The organism is Tardiphaga sp. GW821-FHT12E02 (genome assembly GCF_058807155.1).
Window position 1 is genome coordinate 4,349,848 of record NZ_JBXAQK010000001.1, and the last position, 12,152, is coordinate 4,361,999.

At 57.5% G+C, this 12,152-nt stretch carries 17 protein-coding genes; 10 read left to right on the plus strand and 7 right to left on the minus strand.

The genetic code is table 11. The features are described from left to right. Positions 1 to 2: 2 nt before the first annotated feature. The 6 genes from AC1RQ5_RS20630 to AC1RQ5_RS20655 form a co-directional block, all read right to left on the minus strand. The gene (locus tag AC1RQ5_RS20630; protein WP_493201398.1) at positions 3 to 494 is read right to left on the minus strand and encodes a hypothetical protein; all 492 of its coding nucleotides are present in this window, start codon (positions 492 to 494) and stop codon (positions 3 to 5) included. An 80-nt stretch (positions 495 to 574) separates the two neighbouring features. Then, the gene (locus tag AC1RQ5_RS20635; protein WP_493201400.1) at positions 575 to 1,783 is read right to left on the minus strand and encodes a hypothetical protein; all 1,209 of its coding nucleotides are present in this window, start codon (positions 1,781 to 1,783) and stop codon (positions 575 to 577) included. Positions 1,784 to 1,980: 197 nt separating this feature from the next. After that, positions 1,981 to 2,310: a hypothetical protein gene (locus AC1RQ5_RS20640; protein ID WP_493201402.1), complete on the minus strand. Its 330-nt coding sequence runs from the start codon at positions 2,308 to 2,310 to the stop codon at positions 1,981 to 1,983. After that, the gene (locus AC1RQ5_RS20645; RefSeq protein WP_493201403.1) at positions 2,303 to 2,941 is read right to left on the minus strand and encodes a hypothetical protein; all 639 of its coding nucleotides are present in this window, start codon (positions 2,939 to 2,941) and stop codon (positions 2,303 to 2,305) included. Before AC1RQ5_RS20645 ends, AC1RQ5_RS20640 begins: the two co-directional genes overlap by 8 nt. Before the next feature lie 22 nt (positions 2,942 to 2,963). Continuing rightward, positions 2,964 to 3,905, minus strand: a complete 942-nt coding sequence (locus AC1RQ5_RS20650) for a hypothetical protein (RefSeq protein WP_493201405.1) — start codon at positions 3,903 to 3,905, stop codon at positions 2,964 to 2,966. A gap of 39 nt (positions 3,906 to 3,944) precedes the next feature. Continuing rightward, entirely contained in the window at positions 3,945 to 4,361 is a 417-nt protein-coding gene (locus AC1RQ5_RS20655; protein WP_493201407.1) for a hypothetical protein, read from the minus strand. Positions 4,362 to 4,571: 210 nt separating this feature from the next. Here AC1RQ5_RS20655 and AC1RQ5_RS20660 point away from each other — a divergent pair, with 210 nt between their 5' ends. From AC1RQ5_RS20660 to AC1RQ5_RS20705, 10 genes are all read left to right on the plus strand, one after another. Further along, a complete protein-coding gene (locus AC1RQ5_RS20660) occupies positions 4,572 to 4,718 on the plus strand; it encodes a hypothetical protein (RefSeq protein ID WP_493201408.1) in 147 nt (48 codons plus the stop codon). A gap of 264 nt (positions 4,719 to 4,982) precedes the next feature. Continuing rightward, a complete protein-coding gene (locus AC1RQ5_RS20665; RefSeq protein ID WP_493201410.1) occupies positions 4,983 to 5,801 on the plus strand; it encodes a helix-turn-helix domain-containing protein in 819 nt (272 codons plus the stop codon). Between the two features lie 70 nt (positions 5,802 to 5,871). Further along, positions 5,872 to 6,264: a hypothetical protein gene (locus AC1RQ5_RS20670; RefSeq protein ID WP_493201412.1), complete on the plus strand. Its 393-nt coding sequence runs from the start codon at positions 5,872 to 5,874 to the stop codon at positions 6,262 to 6,264. Positions 6,265 to 6,409: 145 nt separating this feature from the next. Further along, positions 6,410 to 7,105 (plus strand): hypothetical protein, encoded by a 696-nt coding sequence (locus AC1RQ5_RS20675; RefSeq protein ID WP_493201414.1) that lies wholly within the window; start codon positions 6,410 to 6,412, stop codon positions 7,103 to 7,105. Between the two features lie 63 nt (positions 7,106 to 7,168). Continuing rightward, a complete protein-coding gene (locus AC1RQ5_RS20680; protein WP_493201415.1) occupies positions 7,169 to 7,972 on the plus strand; it encodes a hypothetical protein in 804 nt (267 codons plus the stop codon). A gap of 3 nt (positions 7,973 to 7,975) precedes the next feature. Beyond that, on the plus strand, positions 7,976 to 8,344 hold the full coding sequence (locus tag AC1RQ5_RS20685) for a hypothetical protein (RefSeq protein ID WP_493201417.1): 369 nt from the start codon (positions 7,976 to 7,978) through the stop codon (positions 8,342 to 8,344). 163 nt (positions 8,345 to 8,507) lie between these two features. Continuing rightward, positions 8,508 to 9,575, plus strand: a complete 1,068-nt coding sequence (locus tag AC1RQ5_RS20690) for a site-specific integrase (protein WP_493201419.1) — start codon at positions 8,508 to 8,510, stop codon at positions 9,573 to 9,575. Positions 9,576 to 9,650: 75 nt separating this feature from the next. After that, positions 9,651 to 10,118: a CC0125/CC1285 family lipoprotein gene (locus AC1RQ5_RS20695; RefSeq protein WP_493201420.1), complete on the plus strand. Its 468-nt coding sequence runs from the start codon at positions 9,651 to 9,653 to the stop codon at positions 10,116 to 10,118. A 17-nt stretch (positions 10,119 to 10,135) separates the two neighbouring features. Beyond that, a complete protein-coding gene (locus AC1RQ5_RS20700) occupies positions 10,136 to 10,510 on the plus strand; it encodes a hypothetical protein (RefSeq protein WP_493201422.1) in 375 nt (124 codons plus the stop codon). Further along, on the plus strand, positions 10,486 to 10,731 hold the full coding sequence (locus AC1RQ5_RS20705; RefSeq protein WP_493201424.1) for a hypothetical protein: 246 nt from the start codon (positions 10,486 to 10,488) through the stop codon (positions 10,729 to 10,731). The genes AC1RQ5_RS20700 and AC1RQ5_RS20705 overlap by 25 nt, the downstream gene beginning before the upstream one ends. A 29-nt stretch (positions 10,732 to 10,760) precedes the next feature. Here AC1RQ5_RS20705 and rhuM read toward each other — a convergent pair whose 3' ends face one another. Next, positions 10,761 to 11,963, minus strand: coding sequence for a RhuM family protein (rhuM, locus tag AC1RQ5_RS20710; RefSeq protein WP_493201426.1), 1,203 nt, complete (start codon positions 11,961 to 11,963; stop codon positions 10,761 to 10,763). Positions 11,964 to 12,152: the final 189 nt, after the last annotated feature.

A 12,152-nucleotide genomic window follows, 5' to 3' on the forward strand; every position in this document is an offset into this window, starting at 1 on the left:
CACTATCCACGCATCACATACGGCTTTGTTGACACATCTATCACACCGGCCGCGCCAACGACCTGATCTAAGCGAGATGCGCTCATCCCTCGGATAGGCTGGCGCTTCTGGATGGGATGCCACGCGTTGGCCATTTCGCTAAGGGCCTCACGTAGCGCTCGGCCGACATAGTTCACATCCCGAGACGATGTCGCCTGCCCGTCCACATACCCGTACATGATCCGGGCGCATTCCTCGACTGTCCGCCCTTGGCAGACGATGTGCTCAACGATCAGAATGGCACGCTGGCCTACTATCGTCTTCACCTTGCGAAGCTTCTCACCAGCGATAAGGGCGGCCTCAGCCGGTGCAACTGACCCGCCGCCTCCCCTCACCCGATCAAAATCCATCGCTCCTCCAAGGCTTGTTCGAATAGTCTCGTAGGCATCTCGATATTCCTCGGCCGCGTTGGCCTGTCGCGCGTCGAGCTTGTTCTTGCCCTTCAGCCTGTTCACGGACGGCACCGTCCGAAGTAGGTTCCCAACGCGCTCTACCGGATCCCTAGCAAGGACAGGCGGTTTGGTTCGTTCTTTCCTCATGCCCCTGCTCTTTCTTTGCCCTCATCGTGGCCGTGTTGGAAGGGAGCGGCGTGTGCAAAATGCTTGCTGCGTCCGTTTCCTGACGGACGATAATCCCTTTGCGTGTTAGCTAATGTTTCATGAGCGATTCGATTAGCCTGTTGAAAGCCCGTTACTGTTTGTCTGTGATGCGAACCGCGTCCCATTGCTCTCTGGAGGAAGCGCGCCACTTGGTTCTTTGTCTGAGTACGGAATATCTGACGCTTCACACGTCGCGAGCAGTGGCTGTTGCCGAGAGAAATGCTCTTGCCGCGATAATGACGCTGCACGAGCGTTTCGCCGATCGAAGCTTCGGCGCCGTGGCGGGCGAATGGAAGACTGTGGAGAATGAGCTTGTTCGCTGGGTCGAGATCTCGAGCGAATATAGTTGGGCGATCAGGCAAAACGCCGGAACAGGTTTGCATACTTGAGGTTGAGGCATCAGACATCACGCTCAAGAGCGTCGCCTGATCGGTTGAAGGAATATGGAGAAGCCAGCGCCTCTTGCCCGCAAGCGAGCAGAAGATCTGCGATACTGGTTGGCCCTTATGCTCAGGATCGAGCCCGACAGTCGTCAGGCCAAAGCAATTATAATCGTTCCCATGAACGACAGCTGGAGGGCGATGTCTGGCCGCTACGATGACAATCCGGAGTTCCGGAATGCAGTGATCCGTTGCAGTATCGAGTTGGCGAAAGAGTACGACCTGGAGAGCTAGCTGAACTGTAGAGACACTCTTTTTTGCATGTCTCCGGTTTCCGCTTGCATGATCGTAGATCGGCTGTACAAGCGCACGCGTCGCAACCCGAACGGGAGCAACCGCGTGGCGAAGAAGCTTATCGCAAAAAGAGACCTTGAACTGATCATCCTGCAAGAGCTTCGCGCTTTGCCCGGTTGCGATAGGATAACTACAGTCAGCGTCTCTCGAATTGATGACACACGCTTCGAAACAAACTGGAGTGTCGTCGCTCTCACAGCAGACGGGAAGCAGCCCGACGCGGTCAGATACGCAACCGAACTGACGCAGGACAAGCTTCGGGACATTTACAATTTGTTTGCCGATCGGAGAGCCAAGCTTCCCTAGCAATCCATTGCTGGTAAGCTCCTGCCTGAAAGGTGCGAAACCATGCCTAAAACGCTGATCTCGAAATCCGACCTTGCACATCTCTTCCGCGAACGCATGGATCATAATGCGAGCTGCCCCAGAGATCTCCAGGTTAGTATTATGCACGTCAAAACATCGAGTGGCCCCGGATGGACCGCCGTGACTAACCAGGCCGACACCCTCGCTCATATCGACTGCGCTCGGTTCGTTGGAGCTCTTACCCTCGAACTCAAAGAGGACTACGAGCTGCTGGACCAGTGATTCTGTTTGATCTGTCGTCCTCAATAGCGCCGAGCCTCCGCAACCGTAGGCGGCAGGTCTTCGCAGTGATCGCGCACGATGTCCCAGATCTTCATCGCCACCCGGGTATCCGCGTCGATTATCTTTTCCGCCAGTGCTTTCTTGAAGCTCTCGTCATGGTGAGGATAGTGCCCGATTAAGCGGTACCAATAGAGCTGCTGAGCGCCCGGTGTCGGCATCGCGCTCTTGAGCCGCCGGCAAAGATGCTCGGCCGCAGCATTGGCCTGAGCTGGCAGCATCTTGTGCTCGTCCCGCAGCGTCTGGGCAATCATGCGCTCAGCCTTGGCAGCATCGAGGCGGATCTCACTCATGAAAGTCTCCGTCACGCGTGACGCTATCCGTAACGTCAAGCGCCGGCATGCCTGGCAGCCGCCGTGTCTTGTAGAGCTCGGCGCACTCAGAGATCGATAGCCGCTTAAACGGCGTTTTCGACGGTGCCGGCGGTCCGGCAAATTGCCGATCCTTTTCTCGCATCAAGTCCGCCAGATTGCGCAGACCGTCGCCAATGATCTTCTTCAGCGCCGCTGCCTTCTCGGGATCATCCGGCAGCACCTCAGGCGCCTGCAGAACTTCCTTGATTTCGACGGCTTCCTTATGGACGGCGCTGACATAGCTATCCACGATTTCACGGAGTCGTGGCGAAGACGGCGGAAAGTCGCGATTGAGACCGGGCACGGCACCGCGCGAGACGTCCCTGCAGGCGTCCCTGACAGCCCACAGCGGCGTACCAAGCAAGTCTTCCGCGTACTGCCGGACCCGCAACATGGCGTCGATCTCACTGTGACCACCGGTCACCGGCCATGCCAGCATGAGCTTGGCGACCCGCTCCTCCAGCTCACCGATCGATGCCTGCTTCACGGATCGCCGCAGCAGATCCAGCCGGCCGCGCAGCTTTCCTGCGAGCGCTACCGATAACTGCGCGGTGAGGCCGCCCTCACGCATCCCCGACCGAACGACGGCGAGCTCACGTGCGAGTGGCAAGTCTAGGGGCGGAGAAGTCGGGTAATCGCTGCAGGTCGTTGTCGAAAGTGCTTGTGCCATTGGTGGCTCGCTCCATGTGTCGATCGACGAGAATTTTGGCGTAGCCGCCGCGCGGCGTGCCTGTGGTCGCCCGCGTCTGCTGGCGTTCAGCTTCGAATTTCACGGTGTTTTTCAGCCACGTTCGCCCGGCAGCGGCCCAGTCCACGAACGTGGTGCCCTTGGCCCGGTGATGATCCAGGAACCGATCGAACTGATCGGCAATCACCGACGCCGGGATCTGCTTCGCTTCGGCATGCAGCCAAAAGCTCCCGCGCAGATCGTCGAGCGCCTGACCTTCCGGAGGTGGCGTTTTTGGTTTTGCGCGCGATTTCGATTTTGCTTGCGAGCCCTCATCCGAAGGATGAGGTGTGATAGTGATAGTGTCGGTGATAGTGATAGTGGCTTCGATGGGGCTTTGAAGGGGCTTCGATGCCCCTTCGATGGGGCTAACCGCTTCGGTCGAAACTTGCGGCTCAGGCAGTTGGTACGCAGCACCGTATTTCGCGAAAAACGCCTGTTTTATCTGGGCATTTTCGATGTCTTCGTAGAAGCGACGCACGTGCTTGATGCGTTTGTCCGCGCCCTTCAGCGCAGGTCCGATCTGGTAGTTGGCCATCTCGTGCACCCAGACCGTCTCGGTGTCCGGATCGACGGTGCAGAATCCAAGTTCGCAGAGCTTGGTAAGCCCCTTCGAAGCCCCTTCGATGGGCCTTCCTGTTTCGAGTTGGATGAACTGGATGGGGCATCGGAAGACTCCGATGATGTTCGCGTGCGGCGACGTCATCAGGTACAGCGCCACGACCTGCGCATCGACGTCCTGACGCAGCGCGCGGCCAGTCGCACCGGTCCAGAATGATGGAAATACCACGCCGTAATTCATGCTCATACGGCACCGCCGGCATTGCTATCGGTCTCGATCGTCGGATCAATCCAGAGCGCCAGGCTCTCCGCCCACTTCGCGGAGCAGCACCCGAGACGCAGGCAGCCGCGCGCCATCCGGCGCCGGAGCGGTTGCTTCGAGCAAGCTTTCGAGCCGTTCGACCCGCGCATGAAGCGTTGCAACAAGTTCATCAACATCCGCCTTGGGTTCTTCGCGCTGGCTCACCAGCGTTCGCAATTGCTCGACTTCGGCAGCCCGGATGCGTACGCGCTTGTCGCAGTACCAGACGTCCTTGATGCGCGACGGGGTCCAGTCCTTGACCACGCGCCCTACGCGGCGGAGCACAGCCTTCTTTGACTCATCAGCCCGACGGTTGCCGGCGACTTGTCGAAGAAGGCTGGACGCCTCACTCAACAGATACTCACTCATACGCTCCGACCGTTTTTCGGATTTTTCCGACATCACCTGTGTCCCTATGGCTGGGACGAAAGGCGCTACGCCACGCAACTAACAAAACGCAGCAAGCCGGCTTCGTGTGGAAACTGGACGGCATGCTGCGAAACTGGATCGCCTGCAGGCTGCATTTGCCCCGGTGCAGAGCGGGCGTGTCGGGACGGACGGGTGCGATATCCCACGCACCCGTCCGTCAACCGGCCAACCTGAGAGAATGAAATGAAGCCGCCAAAGATCACGCGCCGCCTCCCCCGCCCGAATTGGGAGCGTCAGCGTGCGGTCGAGCTGTATCGGCTATGGGATGCGGCAATGATTGCGGAGCATGGGCCGATGTATCACCGGGAGATGGGGTACACGGTGCATTGAGCCTGAGGCTCGCAGCGTCGAGAACGGCTTGCCAATTCTTGATGCGAGGACTTGTCTTGTCCGACTTCCATCGAGACCAGGTTGATCGATCGACCCTCGCATCCGCTAGTACGACGCCCAGCGAAACGCCGGCATTGCGCAAGACACGCTCGATATTCAACGCTTCAGTCGGGATGTGCATACTGCATTAATGCACATTTCAAAATGGTCCGCAAGGTATTCATGCATCGTATACACACGTCGGATAACTTATGATGAGACACCATGACGATTCTGAACGGTTCCATTGCATACGTGCGCGCGGTTCTCACCGAACTGGACCTGAAGCCGTCGGCGCTCGCTAAGAGAGCGGGCATTGCGACGACTACACTCACTCGGGCGCTCAACGATCCGGCCCACAAATTTACGCTAACCACCACCACACTAAATAAGATCGCGAAAGCTACCGGAATTAGCCCTGCCCCCTTCCTGGCGAATGCCGATCAAATCGAGTTGGCGGCGCGCGCGTTTCATCCAGCGGAATCGTTTGATCCGGAGATATGGGGAAAGAATGGATCTATCCTCGACATCGAGACCAAGTTTTCCGCGCTTACGCCGGTAATCGGTACAATCGCTGTTGACCGCTGGCAGGACCCTACCCTTGCCGCAACCGAGCATCCACCGCTTAATCTGACGGTCGCCGGCTCCAAGCCTAGAGACCTGTTTGCATGCTACGTCGAGGGCACTGCCGGGGAGCCGATGGCGCACCATAATGAGTATGTCCTCTGCAGCAGGTTCGAAAGCCACTACCTAAAAGAACATCCTGACCTATTACACGACCGGCACGCTGTTATGGCCATCGTTGAACGCCGGTGTACCGAAACCTTTCGAATCGAACTGACAAGTCGCCTGCTCAGATATCGCAGGAACGCGTTTGAGCTTATCCAATTCTCGCCCCAAAATTGGCGAGAGAAACTCAACAGCATTCGCTTCAGCAGCTTCGAAGAGAAAATAGATTGCCGGATATTGGGCATAGTAGAAGATATTATACGTTCACCCCTCAATTACGACCTCTTGAGAGAAATAGCATCTAATTATCGGTGAATGTGCATTTATGCATTGATAGTGGCGTGCGATAATGCATAATTCTCTCGTCGTATGACGGGAGCAAACGATGCCGCTTCACCACCAGCCCAACGAAATTCCTCTTGAAGATCGTCTGCCGACCTATGACGAGCTCGTCGGCTTCGATGCTGGCGCTGCTTGGGACCGCCTTTCGTTAGCGCAGCAGCGCCAGATCGGCATGCTGGCGCTCCGCTTCGGAACGGTGGGACAGTGCACCGGCTACTTCCACAAAACGCCGGCAGAAGTTCAGACAGGATTCGAGAGCGCCCACTGGACGCCGGCAGCGCAGGCCACAGCCGTCTGGCCCGCTGAACACATCACCATCGTTGAGCGCGCGGCCGAAGCCGCCTTTAATGAAATTACCAATCACTTCGATCCGCTCTGGCCGACGCTGTTCGGCTGGGTCGCGCAGGACGCTGACGTTGAGCAGGTGGCAGCATGAAGCCGTCTCGCCGCCTCTCAGCTCAGCGTTTGTATTGGCACCACGGCAAGGAAACTTTCGACCAATATTTCAAGCGGGACGGCGTCAGACCGCCTCCCTTCCCCGAACCGTATCCAGAGCACTGCTTGCGCTGGTGGAAGGCCTAGTGACCGGCCACCAAGGTCACAACACAACATCAACCGAGGGCAATCATATGACGACAGCACAAACTGCAGAACGGATTTCATCTTTTGGATCGATCGAGGCCTCTGCACCACTCCCCAATTTTTCGGTCGGCACGCGATCCGACCTTTCCGATTTGATCACAGCTTTCGCCGCAGCCGAATATGCGCTTGGGCAAGCAATCGCTGCAGATGAGGCAATCCCGCTTAAGAGGGGCTCGATAAAGGTCCTGGGTGGGCTCACACCGGCATCAACCATTACCACCGAAGGAAAAGAGCCGGTCGTCATTCCACCATCCGAGTGGTTTTACCGTTCGCGGGAAGACATCGAGAAGGGTCGCGATCGCAAGCTGGCCGAAGCGCCTGCGGTTGACCATCCGCAGATCGAAGCGCGGTTCACGAACCTGTTGCGGCAGTGCGACGATCAAATCGCAGCCATCGAACGGACAGTTCCGAGGGGCAAGAAAGCCGCGGAGCGTCGGCTTGCGAAGGCGCATCGCACACTCAGTGCTGCCGAGGAAGACATTATCGAGTTCAAGCCGACGAGCATCAGCGAAGCCAGTGTGCTGCTGGAATTTGTGAGCTCTGCCTCATATGCCAAGTCCTGTTTCATGCCGGACGAGGATGGCTTCAAGACCATAATGGCGAATGTCGCTGCAGTTCTGCGCGCAGCTTCTTAAGAAAAGGGCGGCTCGATAAGGAGCCGCCCCCTTACCATCGTTCACTGATCGGAGGATACGACTGTGCTACAGACAACCAGCCCTAATACTGTTCGCGCACTTCCGCTTGTTTCTGACCGGGTTTCCATGGCACCGACAGCGACGGACAATCCACCGCCGGTGATCGTGCCTGGGAAAAAGCTTCATCCGATCTTCGGGAATATACCTATTGGCAGCGACGAATGGGTGTTGGAGCGTCAGGGGATCGAGTTACTGAACCATTGGCATAAAAAGGCAACCAAGCTGCTCGAGCCCTGGAACGCGCCAGGCAAAATCTCAGATGAAGACGACAAGAAGTTTCAAGCGCTCCACGCCATTTCTTGGGACATCTATCGCGCCGCATGTAACGCGGAATTGAATAGCGCCAGCCGCGTTGCCGTCTTTCTTGAGCTTACCGAACGTCATCATCTCGAAAATGGTGGCGACATCGACAACGTTGTCATCAGCAACGAGTGGCTACGCAAAATCACGGCCGACTTGAAAGCGGCAACGGCCTTCCCACAGCCGACAAAAAAGATCGGCGCCCTTAGCAAGGGTAAGAAACTTACTCGTGCTGGCTTGATGCTGCGCTACCACGCATTCTTGGTTGGTGAGCTAAATACGCTGGGGATCGCCTTCTACGGCTGTCGAGACTATCCAGAACGTATGGTCCCGATGGATGACGCCGTGAACGTCCGCACCCGGGCGGGTTTCAAGAATGGCAAGTATGACGCGAGCCAGAACCGTCGGAAGCGCTATCCGTTTTTTGACGAAACCAAGCTGACCAACCGCGCGCGATCGGTCCTCAAGAGTCTCAAGATCGATATCACGACAGCGGAGAAGCGGTGAGCCATGGCGCGCGAGCAGCCCCCGATCCCGATGTACCCCGACGAGGACCGCATCGCTGTGGAAGTGATGGGGGCAGCTCGCGCTAAGGAGTGGCCTAGCAAGGCGAAATACCTGGAAGACAAGCACGGTCTCCCCCGAGTGGATGAACTCATGGGCGGCCGTTTCTGGCCTGCCGTGGTCGAGTATTTCAAGACGCGGCACGGAATTGCATTGCCACCCGCCGCTGACGGGATTTCAAATACTGCGACTATAAGCGCCCGCGTCCGGGTGGTGCCGTTCAAGCCGGACGGCAAGGAAAACTTCGATGGCCCGGAAACACAACGCCCTGATGGTCGGCGGCATCGCAGTCGAGATCACGGGCCGCGGCTTTAGGATCATCACGCGGCCATCGGGTGCGCGTGAGGCCTATTGGTATGCCGCAAAGCGCGCCGCGGCCGCCGGCTTCCAGCCACCGACAGTGCGCCTCCATGGCGACCTGAACTCGCTGGCTGGCGTCACCGCCATGTTCAACCGTTGTAACGACCTATGGTCGGAAATGCAGGACTGGCTGAACGCCGGCAAGGTCGATACCCGGCCGGTATATGACGGCACGGTAGGCTCGTTGATCCGATGCTATCAGACCGACAAGCAGTCCCCTTTTCATGACACTCGCCATAACACGCAGCGCGGCTATGTCACCTGGCTGACCGCCTTGGACAAAACCGCCGGCCGGCGCCGTATCTCCGCCCTCACCGGCGCGGATCTGCGGCACTGGTTTCGCGAAGTGCGCAAACCCGCCAAGCCGGGCGGCCTGCCGCGCGAACGACTGGCCAAGGCCATCATCCAGATTTTTCGCATCATTCTTAGTTACGGCTGCGAGCTTGGCCTGGCCGACTGCTTGAAGCTCGCCGAGATGACCGATGGCATGGAGTTCAGGCGAGAGAACGTGGAAAAACAGCTCGGCAAGGCGAAGAAGGCGCCGAAGGTCGTGATGACCTATGCGCAGGCCGAAGCGATCGTGCTTAAGGGGATAGAGATGGGCACGCGCCGCGGACGCTCAGTTGCTCTCGCCGTCGCAGCGCAGTTCGAGTTCACCATCAGCCAGATCGATGCCATCGGCTACTGGATGCCGACGCGTACCGTCGAGGTGACGGACGACATGATCCTTCGCGGCGGCAAGGTCTGGCGGCCAGGCCTCCGCTTCGAGGACTTTGAGACCGGGATCCTGGATTTGTCGCGCCTCAAGACCGGTCACGCCGCGCAGTTTGACGTTATGGAGTATCCGCTCTTCCAGCTCGCACTGGCCGCCGTGCCGGAGGATCAGCGAGCCGGACCATATGTCACCGACGAAAACGGCGACCCGGTCCGCTATCGCGTCTTTTACAGCATGTATCGAGATGTCGCAGACGCGGCCGGGGTGCCTAAGGACGTCTGGAATGCCCGCGCCAGACATGGCGGCGGCACCGAAGCCCGAGCATCGGGCGCGTCGATCGAGGACACCACCGACCACATGCAGAAGTCGGACATGGAGGGGACGAGGCGCGATTACATCGCCGGCAATGTTGAGATCACTCGGCGGGTGGCGCGGAGCCGAGTAAGTGCCCGACCAAAGAAGGGCGATTAGACCAAAAGCATATAGTCGAGCGTGTTGCCGGCCCGATAGAATACCGAAGGTTATATTGGGTCTGGGGAGACTGAAATGAAACTTTGGGGGATAGCTGCGATCGCGCTGATGTTAGCGGGCTGCGGGACGAAATACCAAGACATGGGATTTACAGGCGGTGTGGCCGCTGAACAAATCTCGTCCGATACGTGGCGCATCGTTTCTCGCGGAAATGCCTATACGTCGGCGGAGACTGTGCAGGATTACGTTCTGCTTAAGGCCGCAGAGACAACACAGGCGCAAGGAGGCACACACTTCGTAATTGTGGGAGAGAACCAGACAAATCAGGCTGTGCAGATTACAACGGGCGGAAGCGCACACACCACCTTCGCCGGCAACACTGCTTACACATCATATTCGCCGCCTGTGACCTCAACCGTTATCAAGCCGGGCCAGAACGTCTATATCAAGGTGTTGCGACTTGGACCGGGCCAACAAGCGCAGGGCGCGATTTCGGCTGCCGAGATCATCCAGTTCACGGGCGCCCGCGTGAAGCGGGGGTAGAAACTCAGGAGAGTTTCGTGAAGACAGCTGTCGCAATAATTTCCGTATTGTTAGTAACGGAGGCGGTCGCCCAAGATGAGACCTCGTATACGACCGCAGTACCACAGGGCTTCCCCGCCGTTCGAGAAAAACCCGCCGAACTGAGGGTTGGAATAGCGCTAAAGCAGTGTCGAGAGTACGCTTCATCTGGCTCCTACGTTTTGTACATTTTCGAAGGGGATGCCCTTAGAAAATTCGACCGCTTCGGTGCGTCTGGCCTAGATGCCGACGATCGCAAATGGGTGTCGTCAGTCGACAATCGAAGAGCCGCGTGCGAATTCCTTTTGAAGAAGAACGGGAACGCTGGCTTTATTTTTCGAGCTAAAGCTTGGCTAAAGGATTGGCTGAACTAAGTGCCAATGAAGGTTTGGGGGATGTGATGGAGTCACGAGACGCCGAGACCTGCGCAAAGGCCCTGCTCGATCTTGAGACCTTCCTCAACGCTTATCTTGAGCCTGGGCCGCGCGATGCCGACCATACGCTCGGGCAGGTATTGGCCCTTCTGGATCGGCGGGAGGTCATGGACGCGGCCCGGCGCGTGATCGCCGGGTATGGGCTGCATGTGGTGAAATAGAAAAGCCCGCCGGAGCGGGCTTTCGAGTTTTAATTTAACGCTGCACGATCTTCCTTACGAAGCCGAACCAGGTAACGAGCGTATTCCTCGGTCGCGTGTTTCATCGCGATATCCTTGTCGTAACGACCCTTGTAGCCGGGGAAAACCGGATAGTCGTTTAGCTTCATTAGCTCGTCCAACTTTTTCGCCAACTCCTTCATCAGCATTTTTTGCTGCCGATGCGCTTTTGATTCCACGAGAAGCAGGAATTGCTCACATAGGATGTGGAGCGTGAAAAGCTCGTCTGAGCCAAGGTAGTTTTTGGCGACCTTGGCCTCGTCAACCTTGGGCATATTTCCTTCAAAGTATTGCACCCCCATGTTGGGCTGCTTGTGATCAGCTCGGTCGAGAATGATCTGCGATGCCGTCATCGTGGTAATTGCGTAGTGCAACTTGTCCTGAAGGAGAGCGTAGAACGACCGGCACTCCTTGCTTGCCGAGTCATAGTCTGTCGATGCTTCTTTGAAAAACTCGCGAACCTGAGCGTAGATATTCTTCTCTTTTGCCCGGATCGCCCGCAATGACGCTGCAAGCCGGTTGAGCGCCAACGGGTCCGCTTCCAGCCGAGCCTGGTTGAGGGCGTAGCCTTCAACGATATAAGACCGCAGCGTCGTCGAGGCCCACTTGCGGAACTCAGCGGCCTTCGGCGATTTTGCGCGAAAGCCCACCGCCAAGATCATATCTAGATCGTAATGGAGGATTTCGTAGGTTTTCCCATCACTTGCAGTCTGTGCAAATTTTGCACTTACTGCATCACGATCCAATTCGCCGTCATTGAAGATGTTGGCGATATGCTTGGTGACGACTGAGCGGTCAATCTCATATAGGTCGGCCATCTGCTGCTGGGTCGCCCAGACGGTGTCCCCGGTCACGTCGATATTTATCGGGATGGCCCGGTTCCCGGTCCTAAACGCCACCAGCTCCATCTCGAGCTGACTGGCAGCGGCTTGGGCCGCTTTTGTTGCGGCCTTCGCCGCCTTCAAAGATTTCTTTGGAGGAACTTGCATTTGGTCGTTTTGCCTGTAGGTGACGACCGCCGGTAGCTTTACCGAATCCTTGGTAGGATTTATAAACTGCCTTGCTTGGGAGGCCGGTGCTGCTGTCCGCGGTACGGGTTCAAGTTTAAGAAGGGCGCTCTCGGTTGCACGGGGCGCCTTTCGGCGTTTTGGCGACTCAAGGCCGCCGATACCCATCCTACCGCGTGACCATGACTCAGTGCACCGCTACGCAAGCGCGTATCCCCACTTTCCCGGCCACCTCTCCCGCTTTCTCCGGCGGACTTTCTGCTGTGTGAGGCACACGAGCAGCCGCGACAAATCTCACTCTAATCTTGGCGATCGTTCGCTGTCTCGGTCTGCCTTCTTGCAGATCAGGCAGACGAA

Coding starts and splice junctions, on each gene's coding strand:
- AC1RQ5_RS20635 (WP_493201400.1), bottom strand. CDS start 1,783: ATGATCCATGCGTTCGCGGAAGAGATGTGCAAGGTCGGATTTCGAGAT.
- AC1RQ5_RS20640 (WP_493201402.1), bottom strand. CDS start 2,310: ATGAGTGAGATCCGCCTCGATGCTGCCAAGGCTGAGCGCATGATTGCC.
- AC1RQ5_RS20645 (WP_493201403.1), bottom strand. CDS start 2,941: ATGCGTGAGGGCGGCCTCACCGCGCAGTTATCGGTAGCGCTCGCAGGA.
- AC1RQ5_RS20650 (WP_493201405.1), bottom strand. CDS start 3,905: ATGAGCATGAATTACGGCGTGGTATTTCCATCATTCTGGACCGGTGCG.
- AC1RQ5_RS20655 (WP_493201407.1), bottom strand. CDS start 4,361: ATGTCGGAAAAATCCGAAAAACGGTCGGAGCGTATGAGTGAGTATCTG.
- AC1RQ5_RS20660 (WP_493201408.1), top strand. CDS start 4,572: ATGAAGCCGCCAAAGATCACGCGCCGCCTCCCCCGCCCGAATTGGGAG.
- AC1RQ5_RS20665 (WP_493201410.1), top strand. CDS start 4,983: ATGACGATTCTGAACGGTTCCATTGCATACGTGCGCGCGGTTCTCACC.
- AC1RQ5_RS20670 (WP_493201412.1), top strand. CDS start 5,872: ATGCCGCTTCACCACCAGCCCAACGAAATTCCTCTTGAAGATCGTCTG.
- AC1RQ5_RS20685 (WP_493201417.1), top strand. CDS start 7,976: ATGGCGCGCGAGCAGCCCCCGATCCCGATGTACCCCGACGAGGACCGC.
- AC1RQ5_RS20690 (WP_493201419.1), top strand. CDS start 8,508: ATGCAGGACTGGCTGAACGCCGGCAAGGTCGATACCCGGCCGGTATAT.
- AC1RQ5_RS20695 (WP_493201420.1), top strand. CDS start 9,651: ATGAAACTTTGGGGGATAGCTGCGATCGCGCTGATGTTAGCGGGCTGC.
- rhuM (WP_493201426.1), bottom strand. CDS start 11,963: ATGGGTATCGGCGGCCTTGAGTCGCCAAAACGCCGAAAGGCGCCCCGT.